The organism is Streptomyces hesseae, assembly GCF_031845785.1.
In the GTDB taxonomy this organism is placed as follows: domain Bacteria; phylum Actinomycetota; class Actinomycetes; order Streptomycetales; family Streptomycetaceae; genus Streptomyces; species Streptomyces hesseae.
Genome location: NZ_JAVRFI010000005.1, coordinates 311966 through 332840 on the forward strand (window position 1 = coordinate 311966; position 20875 = coordinate 332840).

At 71.2% G+C, this 20875-nt stretch carries 22 protein-coding genes and 1 pseudogene; 9 read left to right on the forward strand and 14 right to left on the reverse strand.

The features are described 5' to 3' along the window. Positions 1-24: 24 nt before the first annotated feature. Positions 25-1236: a ferritin-like domain-containing protein gene (locus RM609_RS11495; protein ID WP_311610156.1), complete on the forward strand. Its 1212-nt coding sequence runs from the start codon at positions 25-27 to the stop codon at positions 1234-1236. Positions 1237-1248: 12 nt separating this feature from the next. On the opposite strand, the gene RM609_RS11500 is transcribed toward RM609_RS11495, so the two are convergent. Then, positions 1249-1734, reverse strand: coding sequence for a DUF5709 domain-containing protein (locus tag RM609_RS11500; RefSeq protein WP_311610157.1), 486 nt, complete (start codon positions 1732-1734; stop codon positions 1249-1251). Positions 1735-1846: 112 nt separating this feature from the next. Then, positions 1847-2824: a helix-turn-helix domain-containing protein gene (locus RM609_RS11505; protein ID WP_311610158.1), complete on the reverse strand. Its 978-nt coding sequence runs from the start codon at positions 2822-2824 to the stop codon at positions 1847-1849. A gap of 120 nt (positions 2825-2944) precedes the next feature. On the opposite strand from RM609_RS11505, the gene RM609_RS11510 reads away from it, so the two are divergent. Next, positions 2945-3997: a saccharopine dehydrogenase family protein gene (locus RM609_RS11510; protein ID WP_311610160.1), complete on the forward strand. Its 1053-nt coding sequence runs from the start codon at positions 2945-2947 to the stop codon at positions 3995-3997. Here RM609_RS11510 and RM609_RS11515 read toward each other — a convergent pair. Then, positions 3991-4422 carry a nuclear transport factor 2 family protein gene (locus RM609_RS11515; RefSeq protein ID WP_311610162.1) on the reverse strand — a complete coding sequence of 144 codons (432 nt, stop codon included), beginning with the start codon at positions 4420-4422 and terminating at the stop codon, positions 3991-3993. The genes RM609_RS11510 and RM609_RS11515 overlap by 7 nt on opposite strands. Positions 4423-4535: 113 nt before the next feature. On the opposite strand from RM609_RS11515, the gene RM609_RS11520 reads away from it, so the two are divergent. Continuing rightward, complete coding sequence (locus RM609_RS11520; protein WP_311610163.1) at positions 4536-5105, forward strand: PadR family transcriptional regulator; 570 nt, start codon at positions 4536-4538, stop codon at positions 5103-5105. Positions 5106-5160: 55 nt separating this feature from the next. Here the strand turns inward: RM609_RS11520 and RM609_RS11525 are convergent, their stop codons facing one another. Further along, a complete protein-coding gene (locus RM609_RS11525) occupies positions 5161-6444 on the reverse strand; it encodes a phosphatidylserine decarboxylase family protein (RefSeq protein ID WP_311610164.1) in 1284 nt (427 codons plus the stop codon). Between the two features lie 186 nt (positions 6445-6630). Beyond that, a complete protein-coding gene (locus RM609_RS11530) occupies positions 6631-6891 on the reverse strand; it encodes a hypothetical protein (RefSeq protein ID WP_311610166.1) in 261 nt (86 codons plus the stop codon). A gap of 224 nt (positions 6892-7115) precedes the next feature. Between RM609_RS11530 and RM609_RS11535 the strand changes: the two genes are divergently transcribed. Together RM609_RS11535 and RM609_RS11540 are read left to right on the forward strand one after the other, a co-directional pair. Further along, entirely contained in the window at positions 7116-8063 is a 948-nt protein-coding gene (locus RM609_RS11535; RefSeq protein WP_311610167.1) for an amidohydrolase family protein, read from the forward strand. Positions 8064-8105: 42 nt separating this feature from the next. Beyond that, positions 8106-8660, forward strand: coding sequence for a GNAT family N-acetyltransferase (locus tag RM609_RS11540; RefSeq protein WP_311610169.1), 555 nt, complete (start codon positions 8106-8108; stop codon positions 8658-8660). Positions 8661-8695: 35 nt separating this feature from the next. Here the strand turns inward: RM609_RS11540 and RM609_RS11545 are convergent, their stop codons facing one another. From RM609_RS11545 to RM609_RS11555, 3 genes are read right to left on the reverse strand one after another with little or no spacing between them, the layout of a single operon-like run. Next, positions 8696-9163, reverse strand: a complete 468-nt coding sequence (locus tag RM609_RS11545) for a nucleoside deaminase (RefSeq protein ID WP_311610171.1) — start codon at positions 9161-9163, stop codon at positions 8696-8698. A gap of 41 nt (positions 9164-9204) precedes the next feature. Beyond that, the gene (gene cynS, locus RM609_RS11550) at positions 9205-9675 is read right to left on the reverse strand and encodes a cyanase (protein WP_311610173.1); all 471 of its coding nucleotides are present in this window, start codon (positions 9673-9675) and stop codon (positions 9205-9207) included. Between the two features lie 56 nt (positions 9676-9731). Next, the gene (locus tag RM609_RS11555; RefSeq protein WP_311610174.1) at positions 9732-10331 is read right to left on the reverse strand and encodes a carbonic anhydrase; all 600 of its coding nucleotides are present in this window, start codon (positions 10329-10331) and stop codon (positions 9732-9734) included. Positions 10332-10457: 126 nt separating this feature from the next. On the opposite strand from RM609_RS11555, the gene cynR reads away from it, so the two are divergent. Next, positions 10458-11360, forward strand: coding sequence for a transcriptional regulator CynR (cynR, locus tag RM609_RS11560; RefSeq protein WP_311610175.1), 903 nt, complete (start codon positions 10458-10460; stop codon positions 11358-11360). A 122-nt stretch (positions 11361-11482) separates the two neighbouring features. Then, a complete protein-coding gene (locus tag RM609_RS11565; protein WP_311610176.1) occupies positions 11483-12610 on the forward strand; it encodes a PP2C family protein-serine/threonine phosphatase in 1128 nt (375 codons plus the stop codon). Between the two features lie 27 nt (positions 12611-12637). On the opposite strand, the gene RM609_RS11570 is transcribed toward RM609_RS11565, so the two are convergent. Both RM609_RS11570 and RM609_RS11575 read right to left on the reverse strand, forming a co-directional pair. Next, a complete protein-coding gene (locus tag RM609_RS11570) occupies positions 12638-13126 on the reverse strand; it encodes a glutathione peroxidase (protein WP_311610177.1) in 489 nt (162 codons plus the stop codon). A gap of 57 nt (positions 13127-13183) precedes the next feature. Next, entirely contained in the window at positions 13184-14050 is an 867-nt protein-coding gene (locus RM609_RS11575) for an SAM-dependent methyltransferase (RefSeq protein ID WP_311610255.1), read from the reverse strand. Between the two features lie 209 nt (positions 14051-14259). Between RM609_RS11575 and RM609_RS11580 the strand changes: the two genes are divergently transcribed. Beyond that, positions 14260-15957: a CocE/NonD family hydrolase gene (locus RM609_RS11580; protein WP_438828419.1), complete on the forward strand. Its 1698-nt coding sequence runs from the start codon at positions 14260-14262 to the stop codon at positions 15955-15957. 6 nt (positions 15958-15963) lie between these two features. Here RM609_RS11580 and RM609_RS11585 read toward each other — a convergent pair. The 4 genes and pseudogenes from RM609_RS11585 to RM609_RS11600 all read right to left on the reverse strand — a co-directional run bounded on the left by RM609_RS11585 (position 15964) and on the right by RM609_RS11600 (position 19424). Beyond that, a pseudogene (locus tag RM609_RS11585) lies at positions 15964-17099 on the reverse strand (SulP family inorganic anion transporter). Between the two features lie 186 nt (positions 17100-17285). Next, positions 17286-18257, reverse strand: a complete 972-nt coding sequence (pip, locus tag RM609_RS11590) for a prolyl aminopeptidase (protein ID WP_311610179.1) — start codon at positions 18255-18257, stop codon at positions 17286-17288. Beyond that, positions 18199-19020 carry a hypothetical protein gene (locus RM609_RS11595; protein ID WP_311610180.1) on the reverse strand — a complete coding sequence of 274 codons (822 nt, stop codon included), beginning with the start codon at positions 19018-19020 and terminating at the stop codon, positions 18199-18201. Before RM609_RS11595 ends, pip begins: the two co-directional genes overlap by 59 nt. Before the next feature lie 134 nt (positions 19021-19154). Further along, positions 19155-19424 (reverse strand): hypothetical protein, encoded by a 270-nt coding sequence (locus RM609_RS11600; RefSeq protein ID WP_311610182.1) that lies wholly within the window; start codon positions 19422-19424, stop codon positions 19155-19157. Between the two features lie 256 nt (positions 19425-19680). Between RM609_RS11600 and RM609_RS11605 the strand changes: the two genes are divergently transcribed. Continuing rightward, positions 19681-20871, forward strand: coding sequence for a GDSL-type esterase/lipase family protein (locus RM609_RS11605; protein WP_311610183.1), 1191 nt, complete (start codon positions 19681-19683; stop codon positions 20869-20871). Positions 20872-20875 lie beyond the last annotated feature (4 nt).

Sequence of the window (20875 nt, forward strand, 5' to 3'; positions counted from 1 at the left end):
GCTCCGTCCGAATCGGAGGAACACATGCCCCATCTGACCACCCGCTCGGCCGTCCGGACGGGCGACGGCATCACCACCCGCGACGAACTGGCCCAGCATCTGGCCGACGCGGCGCGCATCGAACTGTCCACCATTCCGCCCTACCTCTACGCCGCCTACTCCATCAAGACCTCCGGCTACTCGCAGTGGGCCCAGGGCGCGTCGGCGCAGCGCACCCTCATCGGCATCGCCATCGAGGAGATGCTGCACATGGCCCTGGTGCGCAACGTGATGGTCGCGACCAAGTGCGAGACGGTCGGCGGGAAGGAGTTCCGCTTCTACGACAAGGACAACATCCCCGGCTACCCCGGTGACATGCTCCACCGCGTTCCGCCGCTGACGCTGCACATGCAGCGCATCTCGACGGCCGCCGTCGAGGGGTTCATGGAGGTCGAACTCCCCGAGAGCAAGCAGCAGCAGGCCCGCAAGCCCTCCGACGAGTACCACACGCTCGGTGAGCTGTACGACGCGATCGGCAAGGGCATCGTCGCGCTGAGCGGTCAGATCGAGTGGGGGCTGGAGAACACCCGTTGGCGGCAGCAGTACCGGCGCGGGTACTGGAACCAGTGGGGCGGGCCGCCCAAGCCCCTCCCGGTCGTGGACCAGGGCAGCGCGCTGGACGCGCTCTACGTCATCGTCGAGCAGGGCGAGGGCGCCCCGGACGAGCAGGAGGACTCCCACTACCAGAAGTTCACCCGCGTCCGCGATCACGTGGACGGCATCGGTGTCGTGGAGGACGACTCCGGGCGGCAGAAGTACACCATCGACAGCGGGGAAGAGGCCGTCTGGCCGGTGGTGACGGACCCCAAGGCGACGGACTTCACTGGGCCGACGCAGACGCTGGCCCAGCTCTCCGACGCCGCCTACTGCTACGTACTGGCACTGCTCGACAAGCTGTACCGGACCCCGGCGGACGACGAGCCGGGACCGGCATCCGTACGCTACGGCCTCGAGCGCGGGTTCGTCGCCGCCATGCAGGGCGTCCTCTCCCCCGTGGCCGGCCTGCTGGTCTCCACGCCCGTCGGCGACGGGAAGAACGCGGGCCCCACGTTCGGGTACTACGACCTGGGATCGAAGCCCAAGCAGACCCTGCTGGACCTGTGCGCCCAACCGGAGCTGATGAAGGCGTTCCCGCAGCTGGGTGGCGGTGACGGGGTGCTGCACCAGATCTCGCTGCTGCCCGACTTCACGATCTAGCGACCCGGCGGCTCATGCCCCGATGTCCTCGCCGAACTCGACCACGGACTCGTCGGGCACGATGTGCATCGCCGCCTCCTCGGCGGAGGCCGCGCCGCCGTCGATGCCCACGTCCCGGGCGAAGACGTCGTTGCGCCGGGGCGGCATGGCGTCGATGGTGGCGGTGAGCCGCCCGGCCCGCGCGTCACCGACCTCGTCGTCGATCGGCTCGCCGTCGCCGCCGGGCTGATCGCCGATGCCGTCCCCGTCGGGCATCGCGATGTCGGGGACCTCCTCGGCGAGCCGCTGGTCGAGACTCTCGCGCTCCCGCTGCTCCCGGGCCGTGGTGCCGTGGTGGCCCACGCCGAGGGGCTTCTCGGGGGGCGAGTAGCCCTCGTCGAGCACCTCGTCGAGGAGGTCACCGTCGAGGGCGTTCTGCAGGTCCAGGTCACCGGGGTTGTCCCGGCGGTCCGAACGGGCCGGCTGATAGACCTCGTCACCCATCACGTCGTCGGACATGGTCCCCTACCCTTCCTCCTCCCGCGCGCTCCCGGGACTGCGGCACACCTCCAGTCTCCTCTTTCCGGCTGCCCCGCGCTCTTCGAAGGACGACAGCGAGTAAGTACCACTTTCAACCAGTCAGGTCGTTCCGCGCCCGGTCGTGCGGCCGTCCGCCGCGGAAGGTGCGGCGGTAGGTGTCCGGGGGGACGCCGACCGTCCGGTTGAAGTGCCGGCGCAGCGAGGCGGCCGTGCCCATGCCGGTGGCCTCGGCGATGGCCTCGACGCTGTCGTCGGTGGTCTCCAGGAGCTCCTGGGCGCGGTGGATACGGTGTGTGCGCAGCCAGCGCAGCGGGGTGGTGCCGGTGACGGCGTTGAAGTGGCGGGCCAGGTTCCGTGAGCTCATGTTCGCCTGGCGGGCGAGGTCCTCGACCGTCAGCGGCCGGTCGAGCCGCGCCAGCGCCCAGGAGAACAGGCCGGAGAGCGCGTGGGAGCGGGGTTCGGGAGCCGGGGTGGCGACGAACTGGGCCTGGCCGCCCTCGCGTTGGGGCGGTACGACCAGGCGGCGGGCCACAGCGTTGGCGACGGCCGAGCCGTGGTCGAGCCGGACCAGGTGGAGGCACAGGTCCATGGCCGCCGCTTTCCCCGCGGAGGTGAGCACGCTGCCGTCGTCGACGTAGAGCACGTCCGGGTCGACCCGTACCCCGGGGTAGCGGGCGGCCAGCGCGGGGGCGTGCAGCCAGTGGGTGGTGGCCCGCCGGCCGTCCAGCAGGCCGGCGGCGGCCAGGACGAACGCCCCCGTGCACAGCGAGACGATCCGCGCACCGGCCCGGTGTGCCGCGCGCACGGCGTCGACCAGCTCGCCGGGCGGCTCCTCGTCGAGGTCCGCGCAGGCCGGGACGATCACCGTGTCCGCCCGCACCAGCCACTCGAGCCCCTCGTCGGGTTCGAGCCGGAAGCGGCCGCCGACCCGTGCGCCGGCGGGTCCGCAGACGGTGAGCTCGTACCACGGGTCGGCGAGGTCGGACCGGTCGACGCCGAACACCTCGCAGGGCGCGGCGAGTTCGAAGTGGCTCACCCCGTCGGTGACGGCAAGCGCGACGGTAGTCATGTCCGAAACTGTACGAGGCGTGGCACTCCCGACACTCGTCGCCCCCACCCACCTCGGGAGAGTCTGTCCCCGGTCGATGGATCACATGGATCACCAGGACAGGAACGACGGGGAGCACTCATGGGAACGACGGGAACGAGCGGAGAGGTGGCCGTCCTCGGCGCCTACGGACACACCGGGCGCTTCGTGGTGGACGAACTCCTGGACCGCGGCCTGCGGCCGGTCCTCTGCGGCCGTGACACCGGCCGGCTCGACGCGCTGGCCGGCCGCCATTCCGGTGTCCGCCCCGGGCTCGACGTCCGGCCGGCGACGGCCGACGATCCCGCCTCGCTCGACCGCGCGCTGGCCGGCGCGGACGCCGTGATCAACTGCGCGGGCCCGTTCGCCGGGACGGCCTCCCCCGTGATCGAGGCGGCGCTGCGCGCCCGGATACCTTACGTGGACGTCGCGGGTGAGGTGGAGGCCGTCGCCGACACGTTCACACGCTTCGCGGAACGGGCGCGGGCCGCCGGGATCGCGGTCGTCCCGGCGATGGCGTTCTTCGGCGGCCTGGGTGATCTGCTGGTGACCGCCGCGCTGGGCGACCGGCGGTCGGCCGACGAGGTGTCCCTCGCCTACGCGTTGAGCAGCTGGCACCCCACCGCCGGGACCCGGGCCTCGTCCCGGGTCTCCAGGGAGCGCCGCGAGGGCCGTCGTCTCGTGCACGCGGACGGCCGGCTGGAGCTCCGCACCGACACGGCACCCACCGGCCGGTGGTCCTTCCCCGCGCCGGTGGGGGACCAGGCGGTGGTGCGGGAGTTCACCACGGCGGACAGCGTGACGATCTCACGGCATGTCGCCGTGCCCATCATTCACAGCTGTATGACGTCCGAGGCCGTCACCGACGTACTGGCCCCCGGCGCACCGGCTCCGGCTCCGGTCGACGACCGTGGACGTTCGGCCCAGACCTTCCTGGTCGAGGTGGTCGTACGGTCCGGCGGCACCGAACGCCGCGCCGTGGCCCGGGGCCGGGACATCTACGCCGTCAGCGCGCCCCTGGCGGTGGAGGCGGTCAGCCGTGTCCTCGACGGGCGGGCGAGGACGGCCGGGGTGGCTTCCCCGGGGGAGCTGTTCGACGCGCGGGACTTCCTGACCTCGCTCGCCCCGCATGTCTCGGTCGAGTTCGCTCACTGACCGGTGGGCGCCGGGACCACACCGTCGGCCACCAGCCCCGCCAGGACCGCCTCGCCCATGGCGTGGACGGCCGACCGCGGCCGGACCATGACCGTGAACTCCTCGATCCTGCCGTCGTCGTCGAAGTGCAGCAGGTCGATCCCGTGGATCTGTTTGCCCTCCACGGTGGCCCGGAAGAGCAGGACCGCGGAGGGGCGGGTCTTCCCGTCGGCGCTCGTCTCCGCCTCACCGGCGTAATGGCCGACGTAGCGGAAGTCCTCGAAGGTGCGCAGGAGGACCTTGAACAGGGCGAGCACCGTCGGCTTGCCCTCGAACGGCCGGAACTTCACGGGGCTGTAGAAGCGGATGTCGTCCGTGAACAGGTCGTCCAGCGCGGCGAGGTCACGATTGTCGACGGCGGCGCGGAAGCGGTCTGCGGTGGTCACTGCTCCTCCTCGATACCGGGTGCGATACTCATGATGATGAGTAATCAGGTTCATGAGTAGTAGCATGCGGGGACGCCGGTGGAAAGAGGCGGACGGAACAAGGAGGCGATCCGGTGGCGCTGCGGCACGCGGTCCTGGCGGCCCTGCTCGACGAGGAGCTCAGCGGGTACCAGCTGACGAAGGCGTTCGACCTCGGTGTGGCGAACTTCTGGCACGCCCGGCCCCAGCAGCTCTACGCCGAGCTGACGCGGCTGGAGAAGGAGGGGCTGATCGCGGGGCGCGAGGTGGTCCAGGACACCCGGCCCACCAAGCGCCTGTTCCGGGTCACGGACGCCGGCGCGGCCGAGCTGGAGCGATTCACGGCCACCGCCACCAAGCCGTCCTTCATCCGTGACGACCTTCTCGTCAAGGTCCAGGCCGCCGATCACGTCGACAGCCGGGCCCTGGTCACACGGCTCGCCGAGCGCGCCGCGTTCGCGCAGGCCAGGATCGACCTGTTCGGGGAGCTGCTGCGCGCCATGCGGGGCGATCGTGACGAGGAGGAGTTCCTGCGTCACGGCGAGCGCGTCGGCCCCTATCTGACGTGTCTGCGCGGTCTCGCCTTCGAGCAGGGCAACCGTGACTGGTGCGAACGCGCGGCCGCCGCCCTCCGGGAGCGGGCCGCCGCGTGTACCGGGCGCTGACAGCTGTGACGGCCGCACCGGATCCCGGTGCGGCCGTCACGCCGTGGTGCTCGGCTCAGCAGGCGCGGGCGATCTGCGAGCGCGCGAAGACCGTCGGACCGTCGTCCGGGTGCGCGTGGGGGTCGTTCTGCGGAACGGTGAACTCGTCGACGACGCCCTGTTCGAAGACCAGGGCCATGCTGGACCCGCCGTAGCTGAAGTACCCCAGCTCCTGGCCCCTTCGCACCTCGTCGCCCACGCCGACCGACCAGGAGACCGACGAGACCTCCTCCATGCCGATCACCACGGCGCAGACCATGCGCCGGCCGAGTTCCTCGCCGCACTCGATGAACGCCAGACCGCGGGTGTTCACATGCGCCTGGTAGCTCTGCGAGTGGGTCCACGTCGTCGGGTCGGGCGACTCCTTCCAGGCGGCGCTGAACATCAGGCCGGGCACGATCTCCAGGTGCTTGACCGTCCCGTCCACGGGCACGGTCCACCGGTGGAAGCTGTTGACGGAGAGGAACGACTGGTACACGTCACCGCCGACGAAGGTGCTGACGTACTCGTCCCCGCACTCCGGCGCGCGCAGCATGTCGCTGAGCGAGTACTGCTCCTTGAGCCAGAAGTCCGTCTCCCTGGCCGCTCCGCGCTGGATGTTGTAGACCGTTCCGTCGTTCGGGGCGACGATGACGCCGGGATCGCCGTTCCCGGCGAGCGGCCGGAGTTCGTCCTTGATACGACGGTGGAAGAAGTCGTTGAAGGACGTGAACCCCCAGTGCTTCTCGTCGCGCCGCTCCCAGCATTCGTACTCGTACAGCTTGTTCATCTCGACGGCGGGCTGTGAGAACCAGCCGCTTTCGCGGGCGTTCAGCACATGGGTGCTCTCCTCGCTGTTCAGGTAGGCGCACCACTTCTGGAGGACCGGCCGGAGCTTGTCGTTGAACTGCGGCATGCGGAACACGACGGAACCCGACGGCGTCAGCCGCATGTACCCGAACAGCGCCGACATCGGCAGGAATATCTGGTGGAGCGGGTTGCGGTTGTACGCGGGCGCCCACCGGACGACGACGTTGAGGTGCTCGATGAGGTCGTCCACGGTGTGGATGTGGCGGTGCGCCTCCGGGACCTCAAGGAGCATGTTCGTCACATACATCCGGGTGGTGAGGTCGGAGTGGATGAAGTCCGCCAGCTCCTGGACGGTGGGGTCGAGGTCCTTCTTGAGGTCCGCTGCCCGCTGGGCGATGCCCTGGTGGAACTCGTCGATCGCCAGCGGGTTTCTCGGCAGATACCCGCCGGCCCGGCCGAAGGTCTTCTGATAGCGCGTGTGGAGTTCCTGCGGGGTGATGACAGCGGTCATGGCCGCACTCCCTAGTGCTCCTGGGTCTCCGGATCGGCGGGACACATCCTCCAGGGCCGGGAATCGTCTGCGAATCGGTAATCAAGCCATCTCGGACATGGCTGTTTGCCTTCGAACACGGGGTCGGTGGTGCCGGGAGGGGCTCGCCGCGACGCGGCGGGCCCCTCCCGGCCACTCCCGGCCGCGTCAGCCGCCGAGGGCCCCGGGGGCGGGCAGGATCCGGGTGACCGCGGTGGGGTCGCCCATCAGTCCGGTGACCGTGTGCGTGAGCCCGGCGAGCACGCGGTCACCGGGCTGGACCTCACGGTTCTTCCCCGCGCCGTCGGTGGACGTCGAGGACCCGTCGGCCGCGCCGGCGCTCGTGGTCATACCGCCGCACAGCAGGCCGGCCGTGAGCGCGGTGAGGGCCAGCGCGCGGATGCGGCTCACGCGCTTGGAGCTGAACATAGGAACCTCCGTGACATCGCCGGTGAATTCTTGGCATGCGAGAGTTCCACGGCCCGTCCGGCCGTGTCCGGGCTTTCCCGGAAACCACCCTCAACGGCGAACGGACGGACAAATGAGCTCCGCGGCCCCTCCGGCTCCGGCCGGGCGGCGGTGCGTTTGCGACCTTTACGGACGCGTCCCAGCCTGGTGTTGATGACCGTGCCCGGGTTAGAGGGAGAGCGCCCATGCGCGTCGACGTACATGCCCACGCGTGGTCCGACGAGTATCTCGACCTGCTGGAGGGCTGTGGGAAGACCGGCACCGCGGCCCACCGCGGCATGGGCGCGGGACTCGGCGAGCAGGAGCTCGAGGCGCGTCTCACGCTGATGGACTCGGCGGGCGTCGCCTGCCAGGTGCTCTCCGCCCCGCCCCAGTCACCCCACTTCGCCGACCCCGGTCACGCGGTGCGCGCGGCGCGGTTCGTCAACGACCAGTACGCCGAGACCGTGGCGCGCCGGCCACGGCGGTTCCTGGCCTTCGCCTCCCTGCCGTTCCCCCACACCGACCTCGCGCTGGCGGAGCTCGCCCGGGCCCTGGACGAGCTGGGCATGGCAGGGGTCTGCGTCACCACGACGGTTCTGGGCCGTTCGCTCACCGACCCGGCGTTCGAGCCGGTCTTCGCCGAACTCGACCGCCGCGGCGCCGTCCTCTTCGTCCACCCGGCGGGATGCGGCGCCGGCAGCGCCCTGATCACGGACTTCCATATGACCTGGTCCGTCGGCGCTCCCATCGAGGACACCGTGGCGGTCATGCACCTGATCCGCGCCGGTGTGCCCAGCCGCTTCCCCCGTATGAAGATCCTCTGCACCCACCTCGGCGGGGCCCTGCCCATGCTGCTCCAGCGCGTGGACAACCAGTACGCCGGGGAATGGCAGGCCCCGGACATCCCCGAGAAGCCCGGCGTGGCCGCGCGCCGGCTGTGGTACGACAGCGTCGGTCATGGCCACGGGCCCGCGTTGTGGGCCGCCGTGGAAACCCTCGGCGCCGACCGGATCGTCCTGGGGACGGACTTCCCCTACGAAGACGGTGATCTCTTCCGCACCGCCGTCGCCTATATCGAGAGCTCCGGGCTCCCGCCCCAGCAGGCGACGCGCGTCCTCGACACCAACGCGACCGCTCTTCTCGGCCTGTAACACACCTCGAGTACAGTCCCTCCCTCCAGAAGGGAGCGACACATGGACCAGAACACCGCCGTGACGGCCGGAACGCGGATCCGCCCGGGGACCGAAAGTCATCTGAAGCAGCTCACCGACATCTACAACCACTATGTGACCGGCACCCCCGTCACCTTCGACATCGAGCCCGTCACCGTCGAGGAGCGGCGGCAGTGGCTGGCCGGCCACCCCGCCACCGGGCGGCACAGGCTGCTGGTCGCCGAAGAGGCCGGCATCGTGCTGGGGTACGCCACCAGCGGCCCGTTCCGTGCCAAGCAGGCCTACGAGACGTCGGTCGAGACGAGTGTCTACCTCGCTCCGGAACACACCGGACGCGGCCTCGGCGGCATGCTGTACCGCGCGCTCTTCGAGGCCCTGGCCACGGAGGACGTCCACCGCGCCTACGCGGGCATCACCCAGCCCAACGAGGCGTCGATGCGGCTCCACGAGCGCTTCGGCTTCCGCCCGGCGGGCGTCCTCCACGAAGTGGGGCGCAAGTTCGGCACGTACTGGGACGTCGCCTGGCTCGAGAAGCCCCTCCGTCAGGGGCCCACCGGGGCCCCTGACGTCGTATAGGCGCTCTATCGGTCAGGCGGGCTCCATCGGCGGCTCTAGCCGTCGTTGCGCTCCTGCCAGGAGCGGTAGACCTCCACCGCGTCCTCGCGGGGCTCGTACCGCAGGGGCAGCCGGCGCTCGTCCCAGTCCTTGGCGAACTCGTCGTAGAAGGTGCTCAGCTCGAAGTACTTGCGGTCGTCGACGTAGTACGGCTCGTAGGCGTCACGGGTCGTCAGGAAGACGACCGCGTCCGGCGAGCAGTAGTACAGCGAGCCCAGGCACATCGGGCAGGGGTGGGCCAGCACATAGATGGTGGTGCCGGTCAGGTGCTCGGTGCCGAGCTTCGTACAGGCCTCGCGGACGGCGAGGATCTCGGCGTGCGCGGTGGGGTCGTTGGTCTGCGCCACCTTGTTGGCGCTCTCGGCGAGGATCTCACCGTCCTTGACGATGACGGTCGCGAAGGGGCGGCCACCCTCGGCGACGTTCCGGCGGGCGAGGTCGATGGTGCGTTGCGCGAAGTCCATGAACGGTCCTCTCTGGTGAAGGTGAAGGTGCCCCGACGGGGTCAGAACGGCTTGGTCGGCAGGTACTTGCCGTCCAGGGTGATGACGGCGCGCTCGCCGCCCTCGGGGTCGGCGACCTTCTTCACGTCCAGCTTGAAGTTGATCGCGGAGATGATGCCGTCGCCGAACTGCTCGTGGACCAGGGCCTTGAGGGTGGTGCCGTAGACCTGGAGCATCTCGTGGAAGCGGTAGATCGTCGGGTCGGTGGGGATGCCGCCGGGGATCGAGCCGCGCGTGGGGACGGTCTGGAGCAGCATCGCCGCGTCCTCGTCGAGGCCCAGCAGCTCGGCCACGGCCTTCGCGGACTTCTCGGGCAGGGGGTGCTGGCCGAGGACGGCGGCGGTGACGAAGGCGACCGACAGGTCGGCGGCGTCGGCGATCTGCTGCCAGGTGAGGTTCTTGCGGGTCTTGGCCTCGACAGCGGCGTTGGCCAGGGCCTGACGGGCGGTGGGGTCGAACTGGGCGTGCACCATGAGAGGGCTCCTTTTTCCGGGTGGGTTTTTCGGGTGGGGTTCGGGCCGGGCCCCGGTCAGGCGGCGGTGTTCGTGCCGGTGACCTCGAGGGCTTCGACGCGGCCGGTGGCGATGTCGAAGACCCAGCCGTGCAGTGCCACCTTCTTCTCCGCCAGCGCCCGGGCGACGGAGGGATGGGTGGTCAGGTTCGTCAGCTGCGCGTACACGTTCTGGCGGACCAGGGCGCCGGTCTTCCGCGGGCCGGCCGCCATGCCGGCGATGCGGGCCACGGCGGCGTCCGCGTGCCGCAGCCAGTCGGCTACCACCGGCGCGCCGGACAGGTCGTGGCCTTCGGCCAGGGCGGTCATCGCGCCGCAGGCGGAGTGACCGCACACCACGATGTCGCTCACGCCCAGGACGGCGACGGCGTACTCGATGCTGGCGGTGACCCCGTTGGCACCGGGCGTGTAGGCGGGGACGAGGTTTCCGGCGGTGCGGATGACGAACAGCTCGCCCGGCTCACCCTGGGTGATCAGCTCGGGCACGACACGGGCGTCCGAGCAGCCGATGAACAGCGTGTGGGGCTTGTGATGCGTGGCCAGGTGGGTGAAGAGGTCCACCTTGGCCGGGAAGACATCGCGCTGGAACCGCGCGACGCCCTCGGTGAGGTCCTGCATGGGTCACTCCATTCGGTAGCCGCCGGGCCCCTGGGGGCCGACGGGTTCCACCATGCACGACCTGCACCTATAGCGTCCAAGAGTCATTGACCATGGCTCCTATTGACGGCATCTATAGTTGCTTCCATGGCCCTGGAACTCCGCCACCTGCGCTATCTGCTCGCCGTCGCCGAGCACGGCAACTTCACCCGTGCCGCCGAGGAGCTGCACATCTCCCAGCCCACCCTCTCCCAGCAGGTCAGACAGCTCGAGCGCACGCTGGGCGTGCAGCTCCTGGACCGCACCGGCCGCACCGTGCGGCCCACCGACGCGGGCGAGGCCTATCTCCACCACGCCCGGCGGGCGCTGCGCGACCTCGCCGCCGCCGAACGCGCCGTGCACGATGTGCACGACCTCTCCCGGGGCCACCTCCGCCTGGGCGTCACCCCCACCTTCACGGCCTATCTCGTCGGCCCGCTCACCGCCGGGCTCCACACCCGCCATCCCGGTATCACCCTGTCCGTGACGGAGGCTCCCCAGGACCGGATCGAGTCCGCGCTGCTCGCCGACGACATCGACCTGGGCATCGCCTTCACCGGCTCCCATCTGCCCGGTGTCACCGCCGCTCCCCTGTTCACCGAGACCCTCGTCCTCGTCACCGGCGGCGCGCCCACCACTGCCCCCGCGCCCATGCCGGCCGAGGAGCTGAATAGCCGTCACCTAGCCCTGCTCAGCAGCGACTTCGCGACCCGGGGCCATATCGACGCCTACTTCACCCATCACCGCGTCCACCCCCGTATCGCCGTGGAGGCCAACTCGATCCAGGCCCTCACCGAGATCGTCCAGCGCACTCCCCTGGCCACCGTCCTCCCGGACGCCATCACCCACGACCACCCCCACCTCACCCCCGTCCCCCTCGCCCCTCCCCTGCCCACGCGCACCGTCGCCCTGCTCACCCGCGAGGGCACCTACCGCAGCGCGGCGGCCGAGGCCTTCACCCGGCTCACCCACGACCTCGTGCGCAGCCGCGGGTACGCCCCGGCGACATGACCGCGACGACACACCCCGGACGCGCACCCATACGGCCGCCCCACGGCTGGCAGCCATGATCGGACCCGAGGATGCTGGAGCGTGACGTACGGCTCGTACTCGTGGGAGAGCGGAGCGGCCACGTGAAGGCACCGAGCGCGGGGCGCACGGAGGCGCTGCGGTGGTTCCTGCGCCACCTCCAGGCGCTGCCCCTCCTCCTGCTGATCGGTGGTGCGGCACTCGACTACAACACCCCTCCCCGGTTCAGCGCCGAGGCCTTCTACACCGCCGCGCCGATGTCGGCCGCCGCTCTGCTGTCATTGCGCGCGACGATCCTGGCGGGCATGGGCGCCATAGCCGCGGACTTCGCCCTGCTCGCCCACTTCGGTTTCATCGGGGATGCCAGTGGGTGGAGCGAGCTGGCCACGGTGGCGACCGTGTCGGCGTTCGCCGTCGTCGTCAACCGCCTGATGCACTACCGGAACGTACGGCTGGAGTCGGCGCGGGAGGTCGCTCTCGCCGTGCAGCGTGCCGTGCTCCCCCACCCGCCGACCTCCATCGGATCGCTGCGGATCGCCGTGCGCTACCGGTCGGCCATGAAGGAGGCGCAGATCGGTGGCGATCTGTACGGCGTGCAGGACACCCCGTACGGCGTGCGCTGTCTGGTCGGTGACGTGCGGGGCAAGGGCATGGGGGCGGTCAAGGCGGTGGACGTGGCGCTGGGGGTGTTCCGGGAGGCGGCCGAGGAGGAGCCCACGCTCGCCGACATCGCGGCCAGGCTGGAGAGGGGGCTGATCCGGGAGGCGGAGCGACGGGCGGGGCTCGAGCGCGCGGAGGGGTTCGTCACCGGTGTGCTCGCGGAGATTCCCCACTCCGGTGACGAACTGCGCCTGTTCAACCGCGGGCATCCGCCGCCGTTGGTGTTGCGCCCCACGGGTGAGGTGCGTGGCGCGGAGCCTTCCGTGCCGGCTCTTCCCCTGTGCCTGTCGGAGCTGGGCCCCGGCGACGGTGTGACCGATACGGTGCCGTTCCCGCCGGGGTCCTGTCTGCTGCTGTACACGGACGGCCTCACGGAGGCCAAGGACCGTTCGGGGGCTTTCTACGACCCCGTCGCGGCCCTGACCGGGCATGCGTTCTCGGGCCCGGAGGACCTGCTCGACACCCTGCTGGCCGATGTCGGCCGGCACACGGGCGGCCGTATCACCGATGACATGGCGCTGCTGGCGATCGCCCGGGTGCGGGACTCTCGGGGCCCCGGACCCGGGCGGTGACGATCGGCAGATGGTGAACAGGGCGGCTCAGGCGGGCAGGACCGCTTCGATGGCGGTGGTGACCTCGGCGGCGTCCGGCTCGGTCCGGGGTGAGAAGCGGGCGGCGACCGTGCCGTCGGGGGCGATGAGGAACTTCTCGAAGTTCCAGCGGATGTCCCCGGTGTGGCCCTCGGCGTCCGCGGTGCCGACGAGGCCGGCGTACAGGGCGTGGCGTCCCTCACCGTTGACGTCGGTCTTCTCCGTCATGGGGAAGGTGACACCGTAGGTGGCCGAGCAGAAGGTGACGATCTCCTCCGGGGTGCCGGGCTCCTGCCCCATGAACTGGTTGCAGGGCACGCCCAGGACCGTGAAACCGCGCGGGGCGTACTGCTGCTGGAGCCTCTCCAGCGCGGCGTACTGCGGGGTCAGGCCGCACCGGGAGGCGACGTTCACCAGCAGGACGGCCTGGCCCTTGTACTGGGCGAGCTCGGCCGGGCCGCCGGTCAGGGCGTCGATCTCCACATCGAAAACAGACATGTCGTTCCTTTGAATTCTTCGGATATGTGCTGGGCAAGCAGAGTGGACGTGCCGGGTCTACGGCCGGTGCGCGAAGACGTAGTGCGCGTCCCGAGCGGCGAGCGAGGGTGACAGCGGCCGCCCGTAGCCCGCCGCGGCCTCCGTGGCCGCCACGCTGCGCGCGCTCCAGCCGAGGCCGGTCAAGTGATCCGCCGGCGCGGGCCGTTGTTCGGTGTGGATCAGGTCGAGGACGTTGACGCCCAGGGTGCGGACGCTGTCGCCCACCGAGGTGTCCGTCAGGGCCCCCGACATATTGCCGATGATCTCCACCGCGAGCCGGCTTCCGGGGGCGGAGAGTTGGTGGATGTCCTGGAAGAGCCTTTCCTCGGCCTCCGGTGGGAGGTAGGGCAGCAGGCCCTCGGCGAGCCAGGCGGTGGGCCGCGCGCGGTCGAAGCCCGCCGCTTCCAGCGCCGCCGGCCAGTCCTCCCGGAGGTCCGCTCCCACCGGCCGGTGGACGCCCCCGGCGATCGCCCCGTGCTCGCGCAGGACCCGCAGTTTGAAGTCCAGGACGAGGGGCTGGTCGATCTCGTGAATGACGGCGCCCTCGGGCCAGGGGAGCCGGAACGCCCGGGCGTCCAGCCCCGACGCCAGCAACACCGCCTGGGTGACACCGGCTTCGGCGGCCCGCCGGAAGTAGTCGTCGAAGGCTCTGGTCCGCACGGCGATGTAGGTGCTCACCTCCGACCAGTACCCCTGGTCGTCGAGCGCCGCCGCTTCGGCCTGGGTCGTGGGCATCTTCACCGGCGCCCCCGCCGCCTCGACGAAGGCGAGCGCGTACGGGTCCTCGATCAGGGCGCCGGGACGGCTGGTCTCGACGGCCCGGGCGGCCGCCACCGCCAGTGCCGTGACGCCGACTCCCGAGACCACGTCCCACTGCTGGTCCATGCTCACAAACGCCTCCCCGCTCCCATGGCCGCCGCCGCTTTGCGGAGGCACCCTCACCCTACGCCCCTGGTCACGCGCCCGGCCGCCCCGCCGGGCCGGTCCGGCAACCCTCGCGAAAGCCCTGGCCGGGCCCGGGTGTCCGGGCATGGACGCTATTCTGGTACAACGTACGAGAAGCATATGCACGGCAATCATTCCGAGGGGGAGCAATGACAACACCCGCGCACACCACCGCTTCGAGGCCCACCTGGACGCCGCCCGCCGGACGGCCTCCGCTGTCCTCACGGATGATGAGGGCGAGCTGGCGACGTCTCCCGGCCGGGCGGTACCGGGCCGGATGGGAGCCGGGGCTGGTGGTCCCGGCCGCCGACGGCAGCCCGCTACTGACGGACCATTACTTTCCCCGCGCCGAGGGCGACTTCCCCACCCTCCTCGTGCGCTCCCTCTACGGCAGGGGCCTGCCGTGGTCATCCCTGTACGGCGTCCTCCTCGCCGAACAGGGCTTCCACGTCGTGATCCAGAGCTGTCGCGGCACCGGCGGCTCGGGCGGCCGGTTCCACCTGTGGCGCAACGAGGCGGCGGACGGCCTGGCCACGGTGGCGTGGCTACGGGAACGCCCCTGGTTCGACGGGACACTGGGCACGGTCGGCCCCAGCCACCTGGGCTACACGCAGTGGGCCCTCGCCCTGGACCCGCCGCCGGAGCTCAAGGCGATGGTGGTGCAGACGGGCCTCCACGACCCCCATCGCTATTTCCACGCCCACGGCGCGCTCCACCTGGAGAACGCCCTCATCACCTGCCTCGGCATGACCCACCAGCACCGGGGCCTCGTCCCCTTCGCCAAGGCCACGCTGCGCCTCCAGCGCCGAATGCGCCGCATCACCACCGCTCAGCCACTCCGCGGCGCGCACATACCCGTCCTCGGGGACGAAGCGGCCTGGCTGGACGACGTGTTGGCGCACCCGGACGCCGACGACCCGTACTGGTCGGGCGCGCGCCTGGGCGAGGTCCTGGACCGGCTGAGCGTGCCCACCTGTCTGATCGCGGGGTGGCACGACGTCATGGCCGACCAGTCCTTCGAGCAGTACGAGCGGCTGCGCCGGGCCGGGTGCGAGACTTCCTTGCTCGTCGGCCCCTGGACGCACACCTCCGTGTTCCAGCAGGGCTGGACCGAGGCGTTCACCGAGACCCTGGCCTGGCTGCGCGCCCACCTGTGCGCCGACCGCTCCGGCCTGCGGCCCGCGCCCGTGCGCGTGCACGTCGGCGGCGAGGACGCCTGGCACGATCTCGACGCCTGGCCGCCGTCCACAACCGCCGCGTCATGGTTCCCCTCCCCGGGCGGCCGGCTCATCCGCCAGGCCCCCACGGACTCCGCGCCGCTGGCGTCCTTCCGCTACGACCCGGCCGCGCCCACCCCATCCCTCGGCGGCCGCCTCCTCTCCCCCACCGCCGGCCCCCGCGACAACAGCGCCCTCGAAGCCCGGGACGACGTCCTGACCTTCACCGGCCCACCGCTGACGGAGCCCCTGGACGTCCTCGGCCCGGTCTCCGCACGGCTGACCGTCTCCTCGGACACGGGACACACCGTCGTCTTCACCCGCCTGTGCGACGTGGACGCGCAGGGCCGTTCCGTCAATGTCTGTGACGGGGTCGCCCGGATACGGACCACCGCGCACACCCCCGCCGAGGTCACCGTGCCGATGAGCGCCACCGCCCACCGCTTCCCCGCCGGGCACCGCCTCCGCTGGCAGATCGGCGCGGGCGCCCACCCCCGCTACGCCCGCGACCCGGGCACCGGCGAGTCGCCGCTCGACGCCTCCGTGTTCGTACCGGTCGTGGTCACGCTGCACACGGACTCGGCGCTGACCCTCCCCCTGGCGTCCGTCGAGGGATCTCCGAAGCGGTAGCTCCGGTCAGTGGCCTGCGGCGAGTTCGCCGGTGAGTTTGCCGTGCAGGTGAGCGCTGGGGTCGTTGAGGCCGGTGATCTCGACGGTCTTGCCGCGCTGGGCGTATTTGTGCTCGATGGCGTCGAGGGCGGCGACGGAGGAGGCGTCCCAGATGTGCGCCGCGCTCAGGTCGATGACGACCTTGCCGGGGTCGCCGGCGTAGTCGAACCGGCCGACGAGGTCGTTGGAGGAGGCGAAGAACAGCTCGCCGCTGACCCGGTAGACGACGGTGCCGCCGTCGGGGTCGGTGACGGCGGTGACCTCGGCGACGTGGGCGACGCGCTTGGCGAAGATGACCATGGCGGTGATCGAGCCGACGACGACGCCGACGGCGAGGTTGTGGGTGGCGACGACGCAGGCGACGGTGATCACCATGACGGCGATCTCTCCGGCGGGCATCCGCCGGAGCGTCCTCGGCGCGATGGAGTGCCAGTCGAAGGTGGCGAACGACACCATGATCATGACGGCCACCAGGGCGGCCATCGGGATGTCGGAGACGACCGGCCCGAAGACGATGCACAGCACCATCAGGAACACGCCGGCCAGGAAGGTGGACAGCCGGGTGCGAGCGCCGGAGACCTTTACGTTGATCATGGTCTGGCCGATCATGGCGCAGCCGCCGATACCGCCGAAGAAGCCGGTGACGATGTTGGCGATGCCCTGGCCGATGGACTCGCGGGTCTTGTCGGAGTGGGTGTCGGTGATGTCGTCGACCAGTTTCGCGGTCATCAACGACTCCATCAGGCCGACCAGCGCCACCCCGAGCGCGCCCAGGACGATCTGGAGGACGCCCGCGAGGATGACGGCGGCGATCAGGTAGCCGAGGCCGTGCTCACGGTTGAGCGGCGCGATGACCAGGGCGACGGCGCCGGTGGCGGCGGAGATCATCGCCCGGCGGCCGCCGACGATCGCGATGGTCACGGCCATCGTGAACGAGGCGAACAGGCCGAGCGCCGGCTCGACACCCGCGATGATCGAGAACGAGATCGCCTCGGGGATCAGCGCCAGGCCGACGACCAGCCCCCCAGGATCTCGGTGCGCCAGACCTTCGGATCACGCAGCCAGTCGGGCTTCGGACCGCGCAGGCGCGCGGCCGGGGACACAGCGGTGGCAGCAGAAGACAAGGAAGCAGGAACCTGTCCGGGAATCGGGACTTCGCCGGGGGCTCCATCGGCCCCACGCGGCAGCGGCGGAGCAGCGGTCGGCCGCCCTCGCCACCGGCAACTCTGCCTTCCCGCTGCCCGGCCCCAGGGCGGCTTCGGCCGCGCCCGGCGGCCGCTCGCACGGGGTCAGGCCCGGTCGTTCGCGGCGAACCGGTCGAGGGCCGCGAGCACATGGTCGCTCGTCGTGGCGCCGCCCAGGTGGCCCGCGTCGTCGACGACGGTCAGCTCGGCGCCGGGCCAGGCCCGGGCGAGCTCCCAGGCCGTGGCGAGGGGGCCGGCCAGGTCGAGCCGGCCGTGGATCAGGACGCCCGGGATTCCGGCCAGCCGGTGCGCGTCGCGCAGCAGCGCGCCCTCCTCCAGCCACGCGCCGTGGGAGAAGTAGTGGGAGCAGATGCGCACCAGCGCGATCCGCGCCCTGGGCGGCCGGTCGGCGTACGGGCGGGCGGCGGTGCCGCGTGTCTCCCCCGACAGGACCGCGTCCTCCCACGCGCACCAGTCGGCCGTGGCCTTCTCACGTATCGCGGTGTCGGGGTGCTCCATCAGCCGTGCGTACGCAGCGACGACGTCCCCGTCGCGCGGGGTGCCCGGGGCGCCGGCGAGGAAGCGCTCCCACGCCTCGGGGAAGAACCGGCCGGCGCCCCGGTAGAGCCAGTCGATCTCCGAGCGACGGGTGGTGGTGACACCGGAGATGACGATCTCCGAGACCCGCTCGGGGTGCCGCTGGGCGTAGGCCAGGATGAGCGTCGACCCCCAGGAGCCGCCGTACAGCAGCCAGCGGTCGATGCCGAGGTGCCGGCGAAGCCGTTCCATGTCGGCGATGAGGTGCTCGGTGGTGTTGTGCCGCATGCCGGTCGTGGGGTCGGCGGCGTGCGGGGTGCTGCGGCCGCATCCTCGCTGGTCGAACAGCACGACGCGGTACCGGTCCGGATCGAAGTACCGGCGTGCCCCCGGGCCGCATCCGGAGCCCGGGCCGCCGTGGACGACGAGCGCGGGCCGGCCCTCCGGGTTGCCGCAGGCCTCCCAGTACACGAGGTTGCCGTCACCCACGTCGAGCATGCCCTTGTCGTAGGGCTCGATCGGCGGATACAGCTCCCTCATGGCGGGACTCCCTCACATCCGGCGTCAAAAACGTTGTCACGTTACGGCATCCCCGGCACACCGCCGGGCCCGCGAGTGACGCGGAGGCGCAGCGCGGGCGGCGAGCCGGCCGGTCGGCCGCGTACGGGCACGTTCCGCCCGTGGGTGGAGGGCCTTCGGTGGAGTCGCGGCCGTACCCGGAGAGGCCCGGGCCGAGTCCTTCCCCGGGGAGGTAGCGGCCGGGGAGGTGCAGGGGCTCGTTCGCGGCGTCAGGGGAGCCGGGCGGACGGTGGACGACGCTGCGGCGTTGCTGACGCTGATTCATACGGCGGTCGATGCTGTCGGCGGGCCAGTCGCGGCCGACCTTGTCGGCGGAGATGTTGCGGGCCGCCGCGATGTCGGCGACCTTGACCCCCCGGTCGCGGGCCTGCTGGACGATGGCGGCGTCCAGGTCCTGGAGGTCCTTGCAGGCCTCCGCGCTGCCCTTGAGGAGGGCGAGGGCCTGGGAACGGGGGGAGTCGGCTCCGGTGAGTCCGGTGCGGTCGGCGTGGGCGAGGTCGCGCAGCCGGTCGATCCGCTGCCAGAGCTCGTCGAGGATCTGCTGGACGTACCGGTCGTGGCGCTCGGCGTCGGGGGAGACTCGGCGTGCGGGGCTGATGCGGTAATACGCCCTTCGGCAGGCGTCGCTGCAATATATCCGGGGCCTGCCGTGCCGGGTGGGGGGTACGGGTTCGGAGCACGCCGGGTTGCGGCAGATCGCCGTACTGTCCGCGCCGTTGGTCATCTGGGGGGTAGCCCTTTCGGGGTGCTGTCCTGTGGAGTTCTGTCCCGGCCGTCGCCGGTGACGGTGCGCGGTGCCGCCCGGACCGTGCGTCCCCTCCCGCCGGCCCGGGCGGCTGACGGTGTCTCACATACCGCTCATACGCTCAGCCGCCGGTAACGGAGGCAGGAGCGGCCCGCGTACGGCAGGGCCGTGAGCACGGCCGCCGCGGCGGCGGGCAGGACGTCGGGCGAGAAGATGAGCACCAGTCCGGTCACCACCAACGCCACGAACGCGCTTGCCTGGAGGTCCACGGTCAGGTCACGGACTTCCCGGACTCCGGCGACGCCGGAGCGCGGGGTGTTACCGTCGGTCGAGTGCCGCGCCGCGCCGGGAACGGCTCGTCGCGGCATGTGGTCAGGAGGCATGACGCCCTCCGGGATCGAAGCGAACAAGAAAAGGGGCTCCGGCACTGCTTGACGGCCAGCCAGGGCTCCCTCGTTTCCACGGACGCTACCGGGCCATCACTTCGATACGCCAACATTACGAACCGTAATGGGCAGCGTTGCCCGAACGAGCGAAAAATTCTCAAATCCGGGCACGGTCAAGGTCGGTTTCGATCTCCGACCCACCACTTCACGCCAGTAGCGGCCATCCCACCCCCTCCCCCCTCAGGGAGTCCCCGTGACCGACTGGATCTCCACTCCCCTCGACTCCCGCGTGCTGCGCGGCGCCCTCGACCTGGAGCACACCGCGGCCGGTGTACGGCCGCACCGGCTGCCCGCCTGGGCGCGGAAGCAGTACCCCGATCCGTTCCTGTCGCTGGTCGAGGCCCAGCCCTCCGGAGTGCGGCTGGTCTTCCGGACCGCCGCCACGGCCGTCGAGCTGGACGTCCTGCCCACCAGGACCGTCTTCCGGGGCACTCCGCCCCTCCCGGCCGGCGTGTACGACCTGCTCGTCGACGGCCGGCCCGGCGGGCGGGCCACCGTCCCGGGCGGCAACGTCCTCAGCGTCGACACGGCCACCTGGGCCATGACGCTCCGGCCCGGACCGGCCGGCACCGTGCGGTTCGCCGGACTGCCCGCCGGCGACAAGGACATCGAGATCTGGCTGCCGCAGGCGGAGATGACCGAGCTGATCGCCCTGCGCACCGACGCCCCGGTCGAGATCGCGCCGGACCGCGGCCGCAGGGTGTGGCTGCACCACGGCAGCTCGATCAGCCACGGCTCCAACGCCGAGAGCCCCACAGCGACCTGGCCGGCGCTGGCCGCCTCCGCCGGCGGCGTGGAGCTCGTCAACCTCGGTCTGAGCGGCAACGCCCTGCTCGACCCGTTCACCGCGCGGACCGTGCGCGACACCCCCGCCGATCTGATCAGCCTCAAGGTCGGCATCAATCCCGTCAACTCCGACGCGATGCGCCTGCGTGCCTTCGGCCCGGCGGTCCACGGTTTCCTCGACACCGTCCGCGAAGAGCACCCCGGCACACCGTTGCTGGTCGTCTCCCCCATCCTCTGCCCCATCCAGGAGGACACCCCTGGGCCCGTCGTAACGGAATCCGACGACGGAAAGGTGGTGTTCCGGGCCCTCGGCGACCCCGAGGACCGCGCCTCCGGGCGGCTGACCCTCAGTGTCGTCCGCGCCGAGCTCGCCCGGATCATCGCGCACCGGGCGGCCGACGATCCCAATCTCCACTACCTCGACGGCCGCGCCCTCTACGGCGAGGCGGACTTCGCCGAACTCCCGCTCCCCGACCGGCTCCACCCGGACTCCGCGGGCCACCGCCGCATCGGCGAACGCTTCGCCGAGCTGGTCTTCGGCGCCGACGGACCGTTCGCTCCCGGACACGCCCGAGCCACCCACCGAAGGGGAACTTAGGTTA